Source organism: Flavihumibacter sp. ZG627 (assembly GCF_000814325.1).
Classification (GTDB): Bacteria; Bacteroidota; Bacteroidia; order Chitinophagales; family Chitinophagaceae; genus Flavihumibacter.
This window is the reverse complement of the sequence record NZ_JPHF01000002.1, coordinates 525934-545455: the sequence shown is the minus strand read 5'-3', so window position 1 is coordinate 545455 and position 19522 is coordinate 525934. Positions and strand designations below refer to the sequence as shown.

The 19522-nt window shown below is 45.4% G+C and carries 13 protein-coding genes; 9 read left to right on the top strand and 4 right to left on the bottom strand.

The window, feature by feature from the left end:
* Nucleotides 1-6: 6 nt before the first annotated feature.
* Both HY58_RS05860 and HY58_RS05855 read right to left on the bottom strand, forming a co-directional pair.
* Entirely contained in the window at nt 7-2145 is a 2139-nt protein-coding gene (locus HY58_RS05860; protein WP_039129161.1) for a translation factor GTPase family protein, read from the bottom strand.
* 136 nt (nt 2146-2281) lie between these two features.
* Entirely contained in the window at nt 2282-2659 is a 378-nt protein-coding gene (locus tag HY58_RS05855; protein ID WP_039129160.1) for a hypothetical protein, read from the bottom strand.
* A 121-nt stretch (nt 2660-2780) separates the two neighbouring features.
* On the opposite strand from HY58_RS05855, the gene HY58_RS05850 reads away from it, so the two are divergent.
* From HY58_RS05850 to HY58_RS05835, 4 genes are read left to right on the top strand one after another with little or no spacing between them, the layout of a single operon-like run.
* Complete coding sequence (locus tag HY58_RS05850) at nt 2781-4022, top strand: ABC transporter permease (protein WP_039129159.1); 1242 nt, start codon at nt 2781-2783, stop codon at nt 4020-4022.
* An 11-nt stretch (nt 4023-4033) separates the two neighbouring features.
* Entirely contained in the window at nt 4034-5035 is a 1002-nt protein-coding gene (tsaD, locus tag HY58_RS05845) for a tRNA (adenosine(37)-N6)-threonylcarbamoyltransferase complex transferase subunit TsaD (RefSeq protein WP_082022058.1), read from the top strand.
* A 12-nt stretch (nt 5036-5047) separates the two neighbouring features.
* Nucleotides 5048-5809 (top strand): tRNA1(Val) (adenine(37)-N6)-methyltransferase, encoded by a 762-nt coding sequence (locus tag HY58_RS05840; protein WP_039129158.1) that lies wholly within the window; start codon nt 5048-5050, stop codon nt 5807-5809.
* Between the two features lie 46 nt (nt 5810-5855).
* The gene (locus HY58_RS05835; protein WP_039129156.1) at nt 5856-7391 is read left to right on the top strand and encodes a S10 family peptidase; all 1536 of its coding nucleotides are present in this window, start codon (nt 5856-5858) and stop codon (nt 7389-7391) included.
* A 214-nt stretch (nt 7392-7605) separates the two neighbouring features.
* On the opposite strand, the gene smc is transcribed toward HY58_RS05835, so the two are convergent.
* On the bottom strand, nt 7606-11124 hold the full coding sequence (gene smc, locus HY58_RS05830; RefSeq protein WP_039129784.1) for a chromosome segregation protein SMC: 3519 nt from the start codon (nt 11122-11124) through the stop codon (nt 7606-7608).
* Nucleotides 11125-11463: 339 nt separating this feature from the next.
* Here smc and HY58_RS05825 point away from each other — a divergent pair, with 339 nt between their 5' ends.
* The 5 genes from HY58_RS05825 to HY58_RS05805 all read left to right on the top strand — a co-directional run bounded on the left by HY58_RS05825 (nt 11464) and on the right by HY58_RS05805 (nt 16663).
* The gene (locus tag HY58_RS05825; protein ID WP_039129154.1) at nt 11464-12480 is read left to right on the top strand and encodes a low specificity L-threonine aldolase; all 1017 of its coding nucleotides are present in this window, start codon (nt 11464-11466) and stop codon (nt 12478-12480) included.
* A gap of 35 nt (nt 12481-12515) precedes the next feature.
* On the top strand, nt 12516-14174 hold the full coding sequence (gene pgi, locus HY58_RS05820) for a glucose-6-phosphate isomerase (RefSeq protein ID WP_039129151.1): 1659 nt from the start codon (nt 12516-12518) through the stop codon (nt 14172-14174).
* 42 nt (nt 14175-14216) lie between these two features.
* Nucleotides 14217-15131: an acetyl-CoA carboxylase, carboxyltransferase subunit beta gene (gene accD / locus HY58_RS05815; protein WP_082022057.1), complete on the top strand. Its 915-nt coding sequence runs from the start codon at nt 14217-14219 to the stop codon at nt 15129-15131.
* A gap of 48 nt (nt 15132-15179) precedes the next feature.
* Nucleotides 15180-15614 (top strand): SsrA-binding protein SmpB, encoded by a 435-nt coding sequence (gene smpB, locus HY58_RS05810; protein WP_039129148.1) that lies wholly within the window; start codon nt 15180-15182, stop codon nt 15612-15614.
* Between the two features lie 68 nt (nt 15615-15682).
* Entirely contained in the window at nt 15683-16663 is a 981-nt protein-coding gene (locus HY58_RS05805) for a hypothetical protein (RefSeq protein ID WP_039129144.1), read from the top strand.
* Nucleotides 16664-17000: 337 nt separating this feature from the next.
* On the opposite strand, the gene HY58_RS05800 is transcribed toward HY58_RS05805, so the two are convergent.
* Complete coding sequence (locus tag HY58_RS05800) at nt 17001-19517, bottom strand: DNA gyrase/topoisomerase IV subunit A (protein ID WP_039129141.1); 2517 nt, start codon at nt 19515-19517, stop codon at nt 17001-17003.
* Between the last annotated feature and the right edge of the window lie 5 nt (nt 19518-19522).

The following is a 19522-nucleotide window of genomic DNA, read 5'->3' as shown; positions in this document are numbered from 1 at the left end:
ACCTGTCTAGGCTTCTTCCATCACCGCATGCTTATTATAATCCTCGGTCAGTTTTTTCTGCAGTTCATATGGAACAACAACATAACTGTCGAACTCCATTTTGAACTTGGCCCTGCCCTGTGTAATAGAGCGTAACGATGAGGAATACTCGAACATTTCTGCTATCGGAACCTTAGCTGTGATTTTAGAAAACTGTCCCTCAGTTTCCATGCCTTCCACCAGCGCCCTTCTGGTCTGCAGGTCACCCATAACCGCACCGGTAAGGTCTTCGGGACACATAACTTCCAGTTTATAGATAGGTTCCAGCAGTTGTGGATCTGCCTCGCGGAAAGCCTGCCGGAAAGCCTGTAATCCCGCCAGTTTGAAGGAAATATCGTTGGAATCAACGGGGTGCATTTTACCATCGAATACACTTACCCTGATATCACGAACATAACTGCCGGTAAGCGGACCTTCCTGCATTTTTTCCATCACCCCTTTCATAATGGAAGGAAGGAAACGCACATCAATAGCACCGCCTACAATACAATTATAGTATACCAGTTTTCCGCCCCATGGCAGATCGTGGGTCTCCCTGCCGCGAACGTTCAATCCCGTTGGCTCTGGCATGCCCTCTGTAAAAGGTTCTATCCGCATATGCACTTCCCCAAACTGTCCTGCCCCACCCGATTGTTTTTTATGCCTGTACTGTGCATCTGCACTCTTACGGATGGTTTCGCGGTAGGCGATTTTTGGTCGGATAAAACGAACCTCAATCTTTGCAAGATGCTCTATCTTCCATTTGATCACTGCAAGATGCATATCACCCTGGCAATGGATGATGGTTTGCTTTAGTTCGGGAGAGATCTCCACTTTAATGGTTGGATCTTCATCCACCAACTGGTGCAATGCCTGCGAAAGTTTATCCTCTTCTCCTTTATTCACCGGCTCAATGGCCATGCTCATATTAGGAGGTGGAAAGGATATGGGGACCAGTTCAATATCTTTCCCTTTTTCATGGAGAGTATTGTTAACATGCGTGTTGCGAAGCTTTAAAGTAGCCCCTATATCACCGGCACTTAGCTCGTTCACATTGGTACGCTTGTTTCCTTCCACAATAAATAACTGGTTGATCTTTTCAGAAACATTGGTGTTTTCATTTACCAGCTCCATACCCGATTTCACTACCCCGGAATACACTTTGAAAAAGGACATCTCCCCTACATGCGGTTCTGTAACTGTTTTATATACAAAGATGCAGGTGGGACCAGACGCATCACATTTCAATGTGCTCCCCTTCAGCGTTTTTTGGGGAGGCATTTCGTTGGCGGAGGGACAAACATTATCGATGAAGCCCATCAGCCGGCCGCTACCCATATTGCGTTCGGCAGAGAGGCAGAACAAAGGAAAGAGATCGTGATTGATCATGGCTTTTTTCATGCCTTCCTTCATTTCATCTTCATCCAGTTCGCCTTTGTCAAAATAATGTTCCATCAGCGTCTCATCATTGCTGGCAACGGCTTCCACAAGTTCTTTGTGCAGGCGTTCTGCTTTTTCTTTTTCAGCATCAGGAATAGGAAGCTTCTCGGGCTTCCCCCCACTATCATGGAATTTATAAAGGGTCATGCGGAGTACGTCAATGATCTCATGGAAACCTGCGCCCTGTTGCACAGGATACTGCACCACCACGATCTTAGATCCGAAATGCTCTTTGGCCTGCTGTAATGTTTTATCATAATCAGCCTGCTCATGATCGAGCTGGTTAACCGCAAATATCATTGGCGTCTTGAACTGTTCGGTGTATTGCCAGATAATATCAGTGCCTACTTCAACACCCATGGAAGCATTAAGTAACATTACACCGGTATCGGCTACACGAAGTGCAGAGATCACCTCACCAGCAAAATCATCATATCCCGGGGTGTCCAGGATATTGATCTTATAGCCGCGCCATTTGCTGTGCATAAGTTTGGAGAAAATACTATTTCCACGAGCCTGTTCAAGCTCATGGTAATCGCCCGTAGTAGTGCCCGCGGCAACTGAGCCGCGGCGTGGAATGAGTCCTGCTTCAAAAAGCATGCTCTCCGCTAATGAGGTCTTACCTGAACCGGCATGGCCAAGCAAGACGATATTTTTTACATGATTGGTATCAAATTCGGCCGACATAAAAAATAATTGAAGATTGATGATTGCTGATCTCTGATTGTATGATGGATCGGTCTGCGGTACTTCACTGTAGCCGCCAATAGATTACTGTTGTCGTTCAGCAACCAGCAATCATCAACCAGCAATTAAAATTTGTTTATTGCATCTTGCCGACAAACTGTTTAAACTCTCCCTGTACCTGCTGTAAGGTACCCTGTAGCTGTTCGAACTGCGAGTGCAGATCTTCATGCGCCGACCAGGTGGCATCCGTCACCTGCCCCTTCTGGGAGATCTCCCATTCCGCGATCCGTTCATGCTCTTTGATGGCATGCTTCAAATCGTGAATGTTGATTTGCTGAATGTAAAACTGGTTTTGAAGATGTTCCAGGTCGGTGAGCTGGTTTCGGTCCTGGAGGTTGGTAGAGAGTTGCTGGAGCTTTTCATTGAGGGAAGAGAAGTTGCTTCTCTGATCGCGGAGGGTGTTTCTCCAGGTTGAACACTCTCCGGCCAATTGGGAAATGTCTGTAGTAACCATTGGAATTATATTTAAGTGAAGAAATAATTTCCGAATGATAGTTTGAGGGCTGGTTAAAATCAGTTCTAATTTAAGACAGTTTTCGCGAAAAAAATGAATAACAATACAGTATTTTTGACGAATGCGCAGATCTCTTGAAATCCTGGGAACCGGTCTGAAAATGGCACTGGATGAGTTCCGCTCCAACAAATTACGGACATTTTTGTCCCTTTTCGGCATCACTATCGGAATATTCTGTATTATAGGCGTGCTGGCCACTGTTAACAGCCTGGAGGCGAATGTTCAGAAGGACATAAAAGCGCTGGGAAGTAATACCATTTTTATCGACAAATGGGATTATAGCGGCCAGGTGCCTTATTGGAAACTGGTAAACCGCCCAACCCCGAAATATGAGGAACTTTCCTTGTTGAAGGATGCCGTCCCCGAAGCCTCAAATGTAGCTTTTGCCCTTCAACGCATGGATAAGATCGAATTTGAAGATCAGAAGCTTGAGAATGTGCGCATATATGGAATAACAGAAGATTTTTCCAATATCCAGTCCATCAGCGTTATTGATGGCCGTTATCTGCAACAGTCAGATTTTGATTTCGCGAGTAATCATGGTGTGATAGGGGATAAAGTTGCTGAGGAATTATTTGGAAGACCTGAACTTGCGGTTGGCAGGATCATCCAGCTTTATGACAGGCAGGTATTGGTGATTGGCCTCATAAAGAAGCAGGGATCCAGTATAATCGGGGGTTGGGAATTTGATAACAGCCTGATCATTCCTTATTCATTTATGAAAACCCTTGTGCGTGAAGAATCAAGTCAGCCCGTGCTGATGTTGCAGGGTAAGGAGAATATCCCTATGGCAGCACTAAGAGATGAAACGATGGGTGCCATGCGCTCCATTCGTAAACTCAAGCCACAGCAGCTTGAAAATTTCTCCTTAAATGACGTGGATGCTTTCGGCGAATTTGCTTCCGGTATTTTTGCAGGTATCAATATGGGTGGATTTTTCATTGCCGTATTATCACTGGTAGTTGGGATGTTTGGCGTGGCCAATATCATGTTCGTAACCGTGAGGGAAAGAACCAGCCAGATCGGTCTAAAGAAGGCAATTGGTGCCAAAAAAGGAACCATCCTGCTGGAGTTCCTGATGGAATCAGCCTTTCTCTGTATCATGGGTGGAATGATCGGATTATTGCTGGTATTCATACTTACCCAGGTGTTCTCAAAATTGCTGGGCTTTCCCATATTCATATCGCTTGATATAATGGTGATAGCTGTATCTATATGTATAGTGGTAGGAATTTTAGCTGGAATTATCCCTGCATCCATCGCCGCTAAAATGGATCCCGTTGTTGCCATCAGGAGTAAATAGTTTTTCAAAAAATGATTACAATCCTCGCTATAGAATCTTCCTGTGATGAAACAGCCGCATCGGTGTGTCGTGATGGAAGGATCCTTTCTAATATTATAGCCTCTCAGAAAGTGCATGAGTCCTATGGCGGAGTTGTTCCTGAACTCGCGAGCCGGGCGCATATGCAGCATATTGTTCCCGTGGTTGACCAGGCCATGAAGACGGCCGGCGTTGAAATGGATTCACTTGATAGCATTGCTTTTACCCAGGCACCGGGATTAATCGGAGCGTTGCTGGTAGGCGCACAGTTTGCCCGCTCCATGGCCCTGGCATTGAATAAGCCGCTGATACCTGTTCATCATATGCAGGCACATGTTATCGCCAATCTCATTGATGAGCCATCCCCTTCTTTCCCCTTTCTTTGTTTAACCGTTAGTGGCGGACATACGCAGATCGTGCTCTGCGAATCACCTACCATTATGAAAGTCATCGGTGAAACAATTGATGATGCAGCCGGCGAAGCTTTTGATAAATCAGCGAAAATACTTGGACTACCTTACCCCGGCGGCCCATTGATAGACAACTATGCAAAGCAGGGAAATCCCAAAGCATTCATATTTCCTGAGCCACAGATACCCGGATTGAATTTCAGCTTCAGCGGATTGAAGACCTCAATCCTTTATTTTTTGCAGGAACACCAGCGCCAGAATCCCAATTTCATAGAAGAGCGATTGCCCGATATATGTGCCTCCATCCAGCGCAGGATCGTTACGATCCTGTTGAACAAACTAAAAAAAGCGGCCATCGAAACGGGTATCAAAGAGATATGCCTCGCAGGAGGTGTTTCTTCCAATAGTGAACTCCGCAGCGCCTTAAAAGAAGCCGGTAATAAATATGGATGGAATACCTATTATCCGTCTCCCCAGTATTGTACAGATAATGCAGCTATGATTGCTGCGACAGCCTATTATAAATTCCTGGATGGCGACTTCGCCGATCTCTCTGCTGTACCAAGCGCAAGAGCAACCTGGTAAAATAGCAAGGGCATGGCAAATACTTATTTCCAATTCAAGCAGTTCACCGTTCACCAGGAGCGAACAGCCATGAAGGTATGCACCGATGCCTGTGTTTTCGGAGCATGGGTTGCAGCTAAAATGGATCTCCACATTCCTAAATCAATGGCGCAGAATAATAACGGTGAACTGCTTACTGAAAGCACAATGGTACTGGATATTGGTACCGGTACCGGACTGCTAAGCCTGATGCTGGCGCAACAACTATCTCTTAGAGTTGATGCTGTTGAAATGGATAAGGATGCCTATGAGCAGTCGGCCGGCAATTTTAAGGACAGTCTATGGGCAGCAAGGCTTTCGGCGGTGCATGGAGATATTAGACTGTTCAGTTCAACTGCCGTTAAATATGATATCATTATATCCAATCCTCCCTTCTTTGAGAATGACCTGAAAGCTAGCGGGCGCGGCAGGAACCTTGCCCGTCATGAATCATTGCTCGATCTTCGTGAATTGTTCCGGATTGCCGCCTCGCTGCTGGCTCCTGAAGGTTATTTTGCACTGCTGCTTCCGGCGCATAGAAAAGTACAGGCAGAGCAACTCGCGGCTGAATCAGGTATGCATCCCTGTTATATTGCTGATATTCACCAGTCCATGAAGCATTCGGCTTTCAGGGTGATGTTCATTTTTAGTGATCGTGCTTCTACTGCTTTTGTGGAAAAAATCAATATCAGGAATGGAGACCACTATTCACCTGAATTTGTGCAACTTCTCCAACCCTATTATCTCCACCTTTAGCTTAGTGGAAATATTATTACATTCGGTTATAAGCCAAAACAGATTTATGAAGAAAATATTTTGCCTGCTGGCCATCAGCGCATTACTGTTCCAAACCATCCATGCACAGCCGAGAAATACACCTGCACCAGCTGCCGCCCAAAAAGAGGAAAAACCTCATGGTTCAAGTCTGGTATTTAATCCCGATGATGCAGTAACCACCACCAGTGTTGTTACCGTAAAGGGGAAGGCAATTCCCTACAAAGCTACTGCAGGTACAATGCCGGTTTGGGATGAGGATGGTAAAACGGTAGCGGGATTATTTTACACCTATTACGAGCGGACTGATCTTAAAGACCGTAGTGCAAGGCCGCTGGTGATCTCTTTCAATGGCGGTCCGGGTTCCGCCTCGGTATGGATGCATCTTGCCTATACCGGTCCACGTATATTGAAGATAGATGACGAAGGTTACCCCGTTCAGCCCTATGGTTTCAAGGATAATCCCTACAGCATACTGGATGTGGCAGATATCGTTTTCATCGATCCGGTGAATACAGGCTTCTCCCGGATCGTTAATAAAGAAACACCGAGAGCGAACTTTTTCGGGGTGAATGCAGATATAAAATACCTGGCAGAATGGATAAATGGATTTTTATCGAGGTATAATCGCTGGGCTTCTCCTAAATACCTTATCGGTGAGAGTTATGGAACCACCAGGGTATCGGGATTGGCACTCGCCATGCAGGAATCACAGTGGACCTATCTCAATGGTGTGATACTCGTTTCACCAACTGAGTTGGGAATTGAGAGAGGTACTGCTACAGATGCAGCCTTGCGCCTCCCCTATTTTGCCGCTACAGCCTGGTACCATAAAAAATTGCCGGCCGATCTACAGGCAAAAGACCTGACTGCCATGTTGCCGGAAGTGGAGCAATTCACCATGAATGAACTACTAACGGCCATCAATAAGGGCAGTATGCTACCGGCGGCAGAAAAGAAGAATATTGCCACTAAGATGGCAAGGTATTCGGGATTGTCGGAATCAGTTATTCTGCAGCATAACCTTGATGTGCCGCTGAATTATTTCTGGAAAGAATTATTGAGGGAGAAAGGACAAACGATCGGGCGGCTCGACTCCCGTTATATCGGGCTCGACAAGCAGGACGCGGGCGACAGGCCTGATTTTAATGTAGAGCTGAATTCCTGGTTACACTCTTTTACACCAGCCATAAATATGTACCTGCGGGAAGAACTTAAGTACAAAACTGATTTCAAGTATAATATGTTTGGACCCGTGCATCCATGGGACAGGACAAATGATAAGACCGGAGAAAATCTTCGTAAGGCCATGGCAGAGAATCCTTATCTGCATGTATTGGTACAGTCGGGCTATTATGATGGCGCCTGTGATTATTTCAATGCGAAGTATAATATGTGGCAAATGGATCCCGGGGGTAAACTCAGTTCAAGGATGAGCTGGGAAGGTTATCGCAGTGGTCATATGATGTACCTCCGTAAGGAGGATCTTCAAAAGAGCAATGAAGATATCCGGCAGTTTATTTTGAAGTCGACGCCCAAACAGGGTGATCCTGCCCGGTACTAAAAGAAAACCGATCGCCCAGACGACCGGTTTCTACTTGTTGATACAAGATTTGCAACCTCTGCGGCTAAAGTAATATGCCATGCTGGCTTATGCAATCGTAAATCTACTTTTCTGAAATGAAAAAGCACCACCTTACGGCAGTGCTTATAAAAAATGGACGGTTACTAATAATGTAGCGGGTATGCAATATATGTTTTTTTCATATTGCCTGAAATTAATTCAGGCTTCTGAAATCAACCGGTACCAGTTTACTTACTCCTGGTTCCTGCATGGTAACACCATAAATGGCATCTACAGAACCCATGGTCATTTTGTTGTGCGTCACAATGATGAACTGGCTTTCTTCACTAAAGCGTCTGATCATATTCGTGAATTTTCCAACGTTGGCATCATCCAGCGGCGCGTCTACTTCATCAAGTATACAGAACGGAGCTGGTTTGATCAGGTAGATGGCAAAGAGCAGCGCAGTGGCTGTAAGCGTTTTTTCTCCTCCGCTCAATTGCGTGATAGATGAGGGGCGCTTTCCTTTGGGTTTGGCAATAATATCGATTCCTGTTTCTGCCAGGTTTTCGGGATTCTCCAGTATAAGGTCGCATTGATCTTCTTCCGTAAACAAGGCTTTGAAAACGCGAATGAAATTCTCTTTGACCTGGTTAAAGGTTTCAAGAAATTTCTGGTTTGCGGTACTCTCCACTTCAGCAATTGTTTGCAGCAGACTTTCCTTGGCGGTTACCAGGTCATTCTTTTGCTCGAGGATGAACTCGTAACGTTTTTTCATTTCCGTGAAGGCCTCAATGGCCGTAGGATTCACTTCACCCAGGTTCTCGAGCCGCTTCTTCATTTTTTCAGACCTCTCCTGCAATTCCTCCACCGGCGTTTCGGTAGATCTTGGCTGGTCTATGATATCATCGAGGTTGATCCTGAACTCTACCTGCAGGCGTTCTTTCATTCCGGCCAGTTGCAGTTTAAGTTCATTGAGGCGATCCTTGATACCACCCAGCAATTGCTCCAGCTGCTCTTTCTCTTTAACCTTATGCCTTAGGTCGCTCTCTTTCTCACTGAGCTTGTTACGCATATTATAATATGCCTGGTCCGCTTCGTTGAGAACCTTTTCATCATCTTCTTTTTTCTTCAGCAGTTCAAACAATCCACTCTCTGCATGAGAAAGTAGGTCGGCGCTTTCACTTATACTTTCAACCGTCTGCTTTAACTGGCTCTTATTTGTTTCAACCTGAAGGTTCAGGTCATTGAGCTGGTTGTTCTTAAATACCAGTTCCTGGCGAAGGGAATTGATCCGGCTCTGCTGACGGGTAAAGTTCAGGTTGAATTCATTGTATACAGCGTTGGCACTGCTGTAATCCTGTTCAGCGGTTTTATAGCCGGCTTCTACATCAAGCAGTTTTATCCCGGTTTCTTCAATAAGCTGTAATAAGGTGGCCAGGTCATTTCGCGTGCCTGAAATGCTTGACTGGGTTGCTTCCAATTGCTGTTGCAGATCTTCCAGCCTGTTGCGGCTGCTGCCCTGCTGTGCATGCAGGTTCTCGATCTTATTCTGCAAGGCAAATACCTGGTTGGTGAAATTATTGATCTCCTGCTGTGTTTGCTTAATGGCCTGCTCTTTCAGCTGCTCATTGAAACCAATAACTTCATTATGCTTTAGCTGGATCTCTGCCTTCAGGTCATTTACTACTTTTTCCTGAACCACGATCTGCTCATGTAATTTCTCCAGGTTCTTGGCACGGCCTATCTTCTTACCCTCAAATAATCCCACACTACCACCGGTAAGAGAATATTTCCCCTTTACATATTTACCTGTTTTTTCAAGCACCACGGCTCCATTGCTGTTGTCCATTGCCGATTCATCTTCCGCAATAAATACATTGCCAAGTAAATGTTCAGCAAGCTGGCGGAATTGTCCATCCACTTCTATAACCGTCATGGCGGGAATTGTTCCCGAAGGCTGGTGACTATCTGCAACCGGCTCATTGAATTTATCGAGCAGGAAGAAATTCGCCTTGCCCTTTTTATTATCATCAAGCAGGTGTACTGCCTGCAGACCTTCCTGCAGGTTGTTCACCACATAATAGTTCAGGTAGGGTTCCAGCACATTTTCCACCGCGGCGCGGAACTCTTCCTTTACATAAATGATATCGGAAAGAATGGGTGCCGTATGGTTCCAGTTAGGATTATTGTGCAGGAATTTTACACTCTCGGGATAACCTTCCATGGAGTCGATAAGACTCTTGAGGAGATCATGTTCGTTCTTACGTGAATCAAATTTCCGGCTCTCTTCTGCAAGTTGCTGTCGCAGGATTTCAAGCTCACCCTGTGTATGAAGGATCTGCTCCTTGGTACGCTCATGATGCTCTTGCAGTTGCTGGAGGTCTTTTTGTTTTGATTCCAGTTCCTGGTCCTTGAAGCTCCGCTCCTCTTCCAGTTGACGTAACTGGCTACCCCTCGCCTCACGCTCTTCTTCCAACTGGTGGATGGTACGCTGTAAGTTTTGGATAGAAGTATCTGCAACGGCAACTTTTTTCTCTGCCTCAAACTGGTTGCGCTGGATCTGCAGGTTCTCTGATCTGATTGCGTCTACTGCTGCCCGTTGTTGGTCAAAGATGGATCGCTTTTCTTCAACGGCAGTTTTGTATTCGTCGAGCTGGTTTTCAAATGTTTCCAGCTTGCCTTCTTCTTCTTTAACCTGCTGACCGGTAAAAGCAATGCTCTCTTCCAGTCCCTTTAGTTGTCCCTCGCTTTTCAGCAGGAATTCCTGTAGGCTGCTTTCTTTCTCCTGTAAAAAATTGAGTCGCTGTGAGGCAAGGTTTTTGTCATTCTCTTTACTGCGTAATACCTGCAGAAGGTCATTGAATTCATGTTGCATGCTTTGGAGAGCACGTTCCTTTTCAATGAATCCAACTTTTTCCTGTTCAATGGCAGCTTCTTCCTGTGCTATGACTGCTTCCAACTGAAACCTCCTGTCGGTTTCAGCGGCCGTCTGCTCATTGAGCTCTCTGTAGGTCACATTAAAACCTTCCAGCGCTGCTTTCGCCAGTTCGATGGAAAGCTCGCGGTAATCTTTTTTGATCTCGTAGTATTTCTCTGCCTTCTTAGCTTGGTTCTCGAGGGTCTTGAGCTGGTTGTTGATCTCAAACAAAAGGTCTTCGATCCTGGCGAGGTCTTGTTCAGTAGCATCAAGCTTCTGGCGGGCTTCTTTTTTACGGGTTTTATAGATGGAGATACCTGCAGCCTGTTCAAGCATGCGGCGGCGACTATTCTCCTTGTCCTTGATAAGGTCATCCACCATTCCCAATTCAATGATGCTGTAGGAGTCGGTACTCACGCCAGTATCCATGAATAAATTCTGGATATCCTTGAGGCGGCAGCTAACATCATTGAGCCGGTATTCACTTTCACCGCTTTTATAAAATTTACGGGTGATGGTAACGGTATTGAATTCAGTAGGCAGTAGATTTTTTGTATTCTCAAAGGTGAGACTCACTTCTGCGAGACCTGAGGCGGAACGTGTTCTTGAGCCATTAAAAACCAGGCTCTCGAGATTCTCCGAACGAAGCTGGCTGATCTTCTGCTCACCGATAACCCAGCGGATACTGTCAATGATATTGCTCTTGCCGCAACCGTTTGGTCCAACAATACCAGTGATATTCTGGTCAAAGTGGACCACCGTTTTATCGGCAAAACTTTTAAAACCTTTTATTTCTAAACTCTTTAAGCGCACTTTTTCCAATTTTAGAGGGAAGCAAATATATGGATTGGCTTCAACAAGATAGGCTGTACCATCAAATGCCCGGGGATTATTGCCCACGATTTATACACAGGGATATACCCTATCCCTTATTATATGCCATTAATAGGGCAAATATTACTGCAAAGCTTTCAAAAACAATCACTTGATATTTTTTCTATTTATTTCATCGGGTATTCCTACAGCAGATTCTACCTTCTACCACGTAACTCTAAAAACACTATCCTACGTTTATCTTACGTCTTTTAATGCACTAAGACCATACTTTCTCTTATATATCTGGGCAATCTTCCTTACTCCTATATTTGCGCCATGAGAATCGAATTACGTTCAGACACCTTCACCCGCCCTACGCCGGCGATGCTCAATGCTATCATGCAGGCAGAAGTGGGCGATGATGTTTTTCAGGAAGACCCCTCGGTGAATCGGCTGGAAGCTATGGCCGCCCGGCTGTTCGGAAAAGAAGCTGCGCTTTATTGTCCCTCAGGAACCATGAGCAACCAGATCGCCATTAAGGTGCATACCCAGCCCGGCGATGAAGTGATCTGTGAACAGCAGGCCCATGTATATATATATGAGGGCGGCGGAATCGCCTTCAACTCAGGCGCCCAGGTAAAGGCCATCGCAGGAGTAAACGGGCGTATAAAAGCGGAGCAGGTGGTTACGGCCATCAATCCTGATGATGTTCATAAGGCCCGCACCTCCCTTGTTTGCCTGGAGAATACCAGCAACCGAGGTGGCGGATCCTGTTATGATTGGAATGATATAGTGGCCATTTCGCAGGTATGCACTATAAACCGGTTGAAGTATCACCTTGATGGAGCCAGGCTTTTCAATGCCCTTGTTGCAACAGGTCAGAAGCCTTCAGACTATGGGGAAGTTTTTGATAGTATTTCAATTTGTCTCAATAAGGGACTTGGATGCCCGATGGGCAGTATTCTGGTGGGATCAGCTGCCTTTATCAAACAGGCACGAAGGGTGCGAAAAGTATTTGGCGGCGGCATGAGGCAGGCGGGCTTTATGGCTGCTTCGGGTATATATGCCCTCGAAAATAATATTGAGCGGTTAAAAGAGGATCATGATCATGCGAAACAGATAGCAGCAAAACTTGCCGGGAAAGACTTTGTTGGAGAGATCATGCCGGTAGAAACGAACATCCTGATATTTGGGGTGAAGGGAAGATTTACTGCTGCCAGTCTTGCTGATACCCTCAAACATTTTGATATACACTGCATGGCAATATCACCTACACAGATCCGCATGGTAACCCATCTTGATGTAAATGATGAAATGGTGGATAAGCTGCTTTCCGTTATCGATGGTCTATAATCCCTAAATTTACGCCCGCAAGCAAACCAATAAGAATGTTACCTACTGTTAACCCAACAACCACCAAGGCCTGGCAGGCGCTGCAACAGCATTATGACACGGAGATGAAACAGGTGCATATGCGCCAGCTCTTTAAGGATGACCCGGAAAGATTCAGCAAGTTTTCCTATTGCATGGACAACCTGCTGGTTGACCTCTCGAAAAATATTATCACCGAAAAAACAAGGCAGCTCCTGCTGCAGCTTGCCGATGAGTGCCGGTTAAAAGATGGCATCGAGGCGATGTTTGGTGGTGAACTAATTAATCATACCGAAGGTCGGGCTGTATTACATACCGCCTTGCGAAACCTCACCGACCAACCTGTTAGCACCGAAGGAAAAGATGTGATGCCTGAAGTGAGGGAAGTGCTTTCCAAAATGAAGGCTTTCTGTGCAAAGGTGCATAGTGGTGAGTGGAAAGGATTTACGGGTAAACCTATCCGTTATATTGTAAATATCGGTATCGGAGGAAGTGACCTTGGACCACTGATGGTAACCGAGGCGCTGAAGCATTATTCGGTGGACGGTATCCAGCCCTTCTTTGTTTCCAATGTTGACGGAACACATATAGTAGAGACGCTGAAAAAAGTTGATCCGGAGCAAACATTATTCCTGGTTGCATCCAAGACCTTTACCACGCAGGAGACCATGACTAATGCGCTTACTGCAAGGGAATGGTTCCTCAAAACGGCGGGTGATGAAGCGCATGTGGCCAAACATTTTGCCGCCTTATCAACCAACGAAAAAGCGGTTGTGGCATTTGGGATAGAGAAAGAGAATATGTTCGGGTTCTGGGACTGGGTAGGCGGAAGATATTCACTCTGGAGTGCCATCGGACTATCAATAGCATTAACGGTAGGATATGATCATTTTAATTCGCTTTTAAAGGGCGCTAATCAAATGGATCAGCATTTCCGCAACACTCCCTTTGAGCAGAATATTCCTGTGCTGCTGGCATTGACGGGCATCTGGTATACCAATTTCTTCGGTACCCAAACGGAGGCCATCCTCCCCTATGATCAGTATATGCACCGCTTTGCGGCCTATTTCCAGCAGGGCAATATGGAGAGTAATGGCAAATCGGTTGACCGCAACGGGCAGCGCGTTAATTATAGCACCGGTCCGGTTATCTGGGGCGAGCCCGGCACCAACGGTCAGCATGCTTTTTATCAACTGATTCACCAGGGCACACCCATTATACCCTGCGACTTTATAGCCCCGGCTATCAGCCAGAACCCTGTGGGCGACCATCACCAGAAACTGATGTCAAATTTCTTCGCGCAAACGGAGGCACTGATGAATGGCAAAACAAGTGAAGAGGCGAAGGCTGAATTAGTTAAAGCTGGAATGGATAGCACCAAGGTGGATGAACTGGTTCCTTTTAAAGCCTTTGCGGGAAACAGGCCTACCAATTCAATTTTAGTGAAGGAGATCGATCCCTTTGCACTGGGACAACTCATTGCTATGTACGAACACAAGATATTCGTGCAGGGCGTCATATGGAACATATTTAGTTTTGACCAGTGGGGCGTGGAATTGGGCAAGCAACTCGCCAATAAAATATTACCTGAATTAGGTGGAGATGAGAATGTGCAGGGGCATGATAGCTCAACGAACGGGCTGATCAATGCTTTCAAGCATATGCGATCGCACTAATCATTCAGGTTTCTTATCTTAGCCGCCAAAATCAAACGGAGCATGGCACAACACGAAGAAGATTTTGATGCAAACCTGGCCGGAGAAGAGGGACAAACAGAGGAGACCAAGAGCAGCTGGTTCAAGCGCATCAAGAAAGGAATTCTTACCAGTACCGCCGACAAAAAAGAGACCCCGGAGGGGCTGTGGACCAAATGTCCGGAGTGTAATTATATCTGCACCATGAATGAATTGCGGGAACATCTCTTTGTATGTCCCAAGTGCAATTACCACCATCGCATAGGAAGTGATGAATATTTTGATATACTATTTGACGATGGCGCTTTTGAGGTGATGTTCGAGAATATAAGATCAAAGGACTTCCTGCATTTTACCGATCTTAAATCGTATGAGAAAAGACTCAATGAGATCTGGAGTAAAACAGATATAACAGATTCAATAAGGGTAGCCGCGGGAAACATCAATGGAAGCGGCATGGTGGTTGCGTGTATGGACTTTGAATTCATCGGTGGATCATTGGGCAGCGTGATGGGAGAAAGGATTTCAAGGGCGGTGGATTATTGTCTGGAACATAAACTGCCGTTGATGATCATCTGTAAATCAGGTGGAGCGCGGATGATGGAGAGTGCATTTTCGCTGATGCAACTGGCAAAGGTATCGGGGAAATTATCGCAATTAACAGATGCTAAAATACCTTATATCTCCTTTTTAACTGACCCATCCTTTGGTGGTATCTCTGCCTCTTTCGGGATGTTGGGAGATCTGAATATTGCGGAGCCGGGCGCGTTGATTGGATTTGCCGGTCCACGAGTGATCAAGGAAACCATCAAGCGCGACCTTCCTGTAGGATTCCAGCGAAGTGAGTTTCTGTTGGAGCATGGATTTCTGGATTTCATCATCGACCGAAAAAATCTGAAAGAAAGACTGGGAACATTACTGGTGCTATTTAAAAATTAACAAGGATCAAAAAACTGGGGAGGACAAGCGCCTCCCTGATCATATAAAGTGGAACTAAAGAACAGATCAGCATTTCACGAGTACTATTTTGAAGACACTTATATTGCCGGCATAGTACTGGTGGGAACCGAGGTGAAAGCAATCCGGAACGGAAAGGTCAGCTTTAATGATGCCTATTGCGTTTTTGATAAGGGAGAGTTATATGTAAAAAGCATGCATATTTCGGAATATGCATTTGGCACTACGCAGCGGCATGAGCCCACCCAGGAAAGAAAGTTATTGCTGCATAAAAAAGAGCTGCGAAAACTGGAATCCAAGATCAAAGAAAAAGGTTATACCATTGTGCCTTTAAAAATATTTTTCACAGAGAAAAATATAGCTAAAATGGAGATCGGATTAGGCAAGGGGAAAAAAATCTACGATAAGAGAGAAAGCATCAAAAAGCGTGATGTAGAGCGGGATATAAAACGATTTATAAAATAAATCATTGCCTGAATACTAAGACACGTAAAAATCCGTATTAGCTATAGTTAAAATCCTTAATTTTCAAGATGCAGCGTTTAATTCTGATATCCTTGTTGTTCTTCTCGCTCTGCGCCGGTGCCCAAACGAGCACAACAACGACGACGGGTAGCTGGTATGGAAAAGCCGATGTGGTGCTGGATGGCACATTCAACAACTATCTCACTCAACTTATAGTAAAGCAGAACGGTACCAAAGTAGAAGGAATTTTTGGATACTATTTCCGCAATGGATACCAGAGTTTTTTTGTGAAAGGAACTTACGATCCCAAGACCAGGCAGATCAGTATACCCGAGATGCCGGTAACTTTTTATAAATCAAATTCTATTGACGGTGTAACCTGCAATATGAGTTTTGAGGGAACGCTAAGGGTTTCCAAGGTTGGGAGTTTTATCAGGGGAGCATTTGTTTCGGATCCCAGATACAGGTATACGTGTCCGGAGTTGAGGGTGCTATTCTCTTTGGATTCACTGGTTGAGCAGAATGAAGAGATCAGTTCTGCGGTGGTTAAGCAATTATGGCAGCCATCAGTTGATGATAAAATTGTTATTGACGGAGCAGATGGTCCGGAGATAAGATCAGCTGAACCTGTAGCCGGCAAAACAGAAACAAAGGGACCGGAAGTAAATTACAATTCACTGGTTACCCGATTCAAGCAAAGGCAATCTGTTGTTGCAACAGAAATGGCGGTGAAGTCGGATTCCATTCGTGTAAGCTTTTATGATAATGGAGATATAGATGGAGATACCATCTCAGTATTCCTGAATGGCAATCCTGTTATTGAGAAGCAGATGATTTCAGCGAAGGCAACAACCATTTATATCAAGTTGGATCCAACAAAAGAATATAATGACCTGTCCATGTTTGCCGAAAACCTTGGCCGCATACCACCCAATACCGCGTTGATGGTAGTATATGATGGAGATAATCCCCAGGAAATTTTCCTAACAAGTAACCTGCAGCAGAATGGTACAGTGAGGATCAGGAAGAAGCCTGCGTTGGTAAAATAAAAAAAAAGTAAAACCGCTCACTGAGCGGTTTTACTTTTTAGTGGTTTTTCTACACGTTTTGGCATTATAATCCGTTCGACCTCCAGGACCTTTCATGGAATAGCACCAACCAAAGCTTCGTGCTGCAAAATGTGGCGTTGGTGTATATCAATTGCCCGTTTGTCCAGTTAGATTTGGAAACACCTGCCTTCATGATGTATAGTTGTCCTATGAAAACGCCATTACTATGCAAATCCAAAGCCCATCAATAGCCGCTCCGAAACTCCTTCGAAGGATGCTCGAAGGACCCTCGAAGGATTGTCGAACCAATATGCACGAAAGGGCATTACGCCTTTCATCAGAACAAACTCGTCTGCCCCTTATCATCCTTCTCCGTCTGCTCCCATTCCATTTCTGTTGACTTGGAAAAATCTGCCAGCTTATTACCGACTGCTTTCCATCCCATCACTTCCACAAAACCGGCAATCTTTATCTTCTGCGTGCGGGCCTGCGTTCCCCTTCCCGTATGTAATAGCAATACAGGCTTATCGTCAGTAGTAACCACCTCCAGCCTGTTGCCCGCTCCTTCTTTTATGAAAAGGAATCTGCTCTGTAGCGTAGTGGTCTCTATCCTGAACCTCTTTACATTATACTGCAGCTTGTCATTATCGAGGTAAACAGCGGTGATCACTTTCTCCGGATTGAACTTCTCTACCAGCAATATCTTCTCCGGATCAAAGCGTTGGGTGAGTTCCAGATCAGTAAGCTCATAATTTCCATCAGTATATACCACCAGCAGTTTTTCTGTTCCATCAAAATTACCCAGATAGGTTCCCTTCTGTTCTGTATTGAGCCTGCCAAATTTATCATCAAACCAAAGCTTGATAGCACTCAGTGTAGAGCGTCCGGCTTCCTTTAATTTTACATTCTTGATGGGATACTTCGTAACCTGGTTACCCTGTGCACTTCTTCCCTTGATCTCCAACTCTTCAAAATAGAAGTCAAACTGTTTGTTGCGGGCTGAGCAATTCGGACTCAGTACAATGGTTACACTCTCGGCTTCTCCATTTGCATTGGCAGTGAAATAGTGGATCTTGCTTTTATCATTGCCGCGCGACAGATCATATTCTTTATCGCGCGTGATTCCGGTCACATTGAATCGCTTGGCATAGCTGGTGCCCGTGCCACCATCCACATAAATCATATTATAGGTGGTGCGTTCATCATTCTTCTGGAACACGGCCACATGGATGATATCTTTTCCGATATAAACCTTCTCTCCCACCCGCACCACTTTCATTATGCCCCGGCGGGTGAAAGCAATGATATCATCGAGGTCAGAACATTCAAAAGCCAGTTCATCTTTTTTGAGCGAAGTACCGATAAATCCATCTGCCCAGTTTACATATAGCTTGGTATTGGCAATGGCTACATGCTTTGCCTGGATGGCTTCAAATGGCCGGATCTCTGTTTTGCGTTCTCTTCCCTTGCCGAATTTTTTCAGCAGGTTCTCATAGTATGCTATCGCAAATTCAACAAGGTTTGCCAGGTCGTGATTTACCTGCTTAATATCTGCTTCCAGGCCTTTGATCTGTGCGTTCAGGTCATCAATATCCAGTTTATAGATTCTGCGTACAGGCTTCTCCGTTAATTTAACGATATCCTCCCTTGTAATGGGCCGCTTGAGTTGTTTCTTGAATGGTGTAAAGGCTTTATCAATGGCTTCCAGCACCTTCTCCCATGTTTCATGTTTCTTCTCGAGCTCCTTGTAAATCTTCTCTTCGAAGAATATTTTTTCCAGCGATGTATAATGCCATTTCTCCTGCAGCTCCGCCAGCCTGATCTCCAGTTCTTTTTTCAGCAGCTCTCGGGTATTGTCGGTTGCCGTTGCCAGCAATTCATGTACGCCAAGGAATCTTGGTTTCTGGTCTACGATCACACAGGCGTTGGGTGAAATGCTTACTTCACAATCAGTGAAAGCATAGAGTGCATCAATGGTGATATCGGGTGAGATGCCCGGTGCCAGGTCTACCTGGATCTCCACTTCCGCTGCGGTATTATCGGTAACCTTTCGGATCTTGATCTTACCCTGGTCATTGGCCTTTATAATGGAATCAATGAGTCCGCCCGTCGTTACACCATAGGGTACATTTTTAATGAGCAGGGTTTTCTTGTCGAACTCCTCTATCAGCGCACGTACCCTAACCTTTCCCCCTCTTTTACCTTCATTGTAATTGGTGATATCAACCATGCCCCCGGTTTGAAAGTCGGGGTAGATCTCATATTTCTTTCCTTTCAGGTATTTGATGGAAGCCTCAATAAGCTCACAGAAATTATGCGGGAGAATTTTTGTTGATAGTCCCACAGCAATACCCTCCACGCCCTGTGCTAGCAGTAAGGGAAACTTCATGGGAAGGGTAACCGGTTCATTCTTACGGCCATCATAGCTGAGTTGCCAGTCGGTTGTTTTATTATTGAAGGCCACTTCAAGTGCGAACTTGCTGAGCCTGGCTTCAATATAACGGGGAGCAGCAGCCGCATCACCGGTTCTCACATCACCCCAGTTTCCCTGGGTTTCGATGAGCAGGTCTTTCTGGCCGAGGTTTACCAGGGCATCGCCAATACTGGCATCTCCATGCGGATGGTACTGCATGCTTTGTCCAATGATATTGGCTACCTTATTGAAACGGCCATCATCCATCTCTTTCATCGCATGAAGGATGCGTCGCTGAACGGGCTTACACCCATCCTCAATGGCTGGGACGGCTCGTTCCAGGATAACATAGGATGCATAATCAAGGAACCATGTTTTGTACTGTCCATGTACCCCCGTATCGTTATTATAGACTTGTTCGTTTGACTTCCCTTTCAACATTATCC

Excerpts from the sequence above, each read along its gene's own strand:
- HY58_RS05860 (WP_039129161.1), bottom strand. The coding sequence starts at position 2,145 with ATGTCGGCCGAATTTGATACCAATCATGTAAAAAATATCGTCTTGCTT.
- HY58_RS05855 (WP_039129160.1), bottom strand. The coding sequence starts at position 2,659 with ATGGTTACTACAGACATTTCCCAATTGGCCGGAGAGTGTTCAACCTGG.
- HY58_RS05850 (WP_039129159.1), top strand. The coding sequence starts at position 2,781 with ATGCGCAGATCTCTTGAAATCCTGGGAACCGGTCTGAAAATGGCACTG.
- tsaD (WP_082022058.1), top strand. The coding sequence starts at position 4,034 with ATGATTACAATCCTCGCTATAGAATCTTCCTGTGATGAAACAGCCGCA.
- HY58_RS05840 (WP_039129158.1), top strand. The coding sequence starts at position 5,048 with ATGGCAAATACTTATTTCCAATTCAAGCAGTTCACCGTTCACCAGGAG.
- HY58_RS05835 (WP_039129156.1), top strand. The coding sequence starts at position 5,856 with ATGAAGAAAATATTTTGCCTGCTGGCCATCAGCGCATTACTGTTCCAA.
- HY58_RS05825 (WP_039129154.1), top strand. The coding sequence starts at position 11,464 with ATGAGAATCGAATTACGTTCAGACACCTTCACCCGCCCTACGCCGGCG.
- pgi (WP_039129151.1), top strand. The coding sequence starts at position 12,516 with ATGTTACCTACTGTTAACCCAACAACCACCAAGGCCTGGCAGGCGCTG.
- accD (WP_082022057.1), top strand. The coding sequence starts at position 14,217 with ATGGCACAACACGAAGAAGATTTTGATGCAAACCTGGCCGGAGAAGAG.
- HY58_RS05805 (WP_039129144.1), top strand. The coding sequence starts at position 15,683 with ATGCAGCGTTTAATTCTGATATCCTTGTTGTTCTTCTCGCTCTGCGCC.
- HY58_RS05800 (WP_039129141.1), bottom strand. The coding sequence starts at position 19,517 with ATGTTGAAAGGGAAGTCAAACGAACAAGTCTATAATAACGATACGGGG.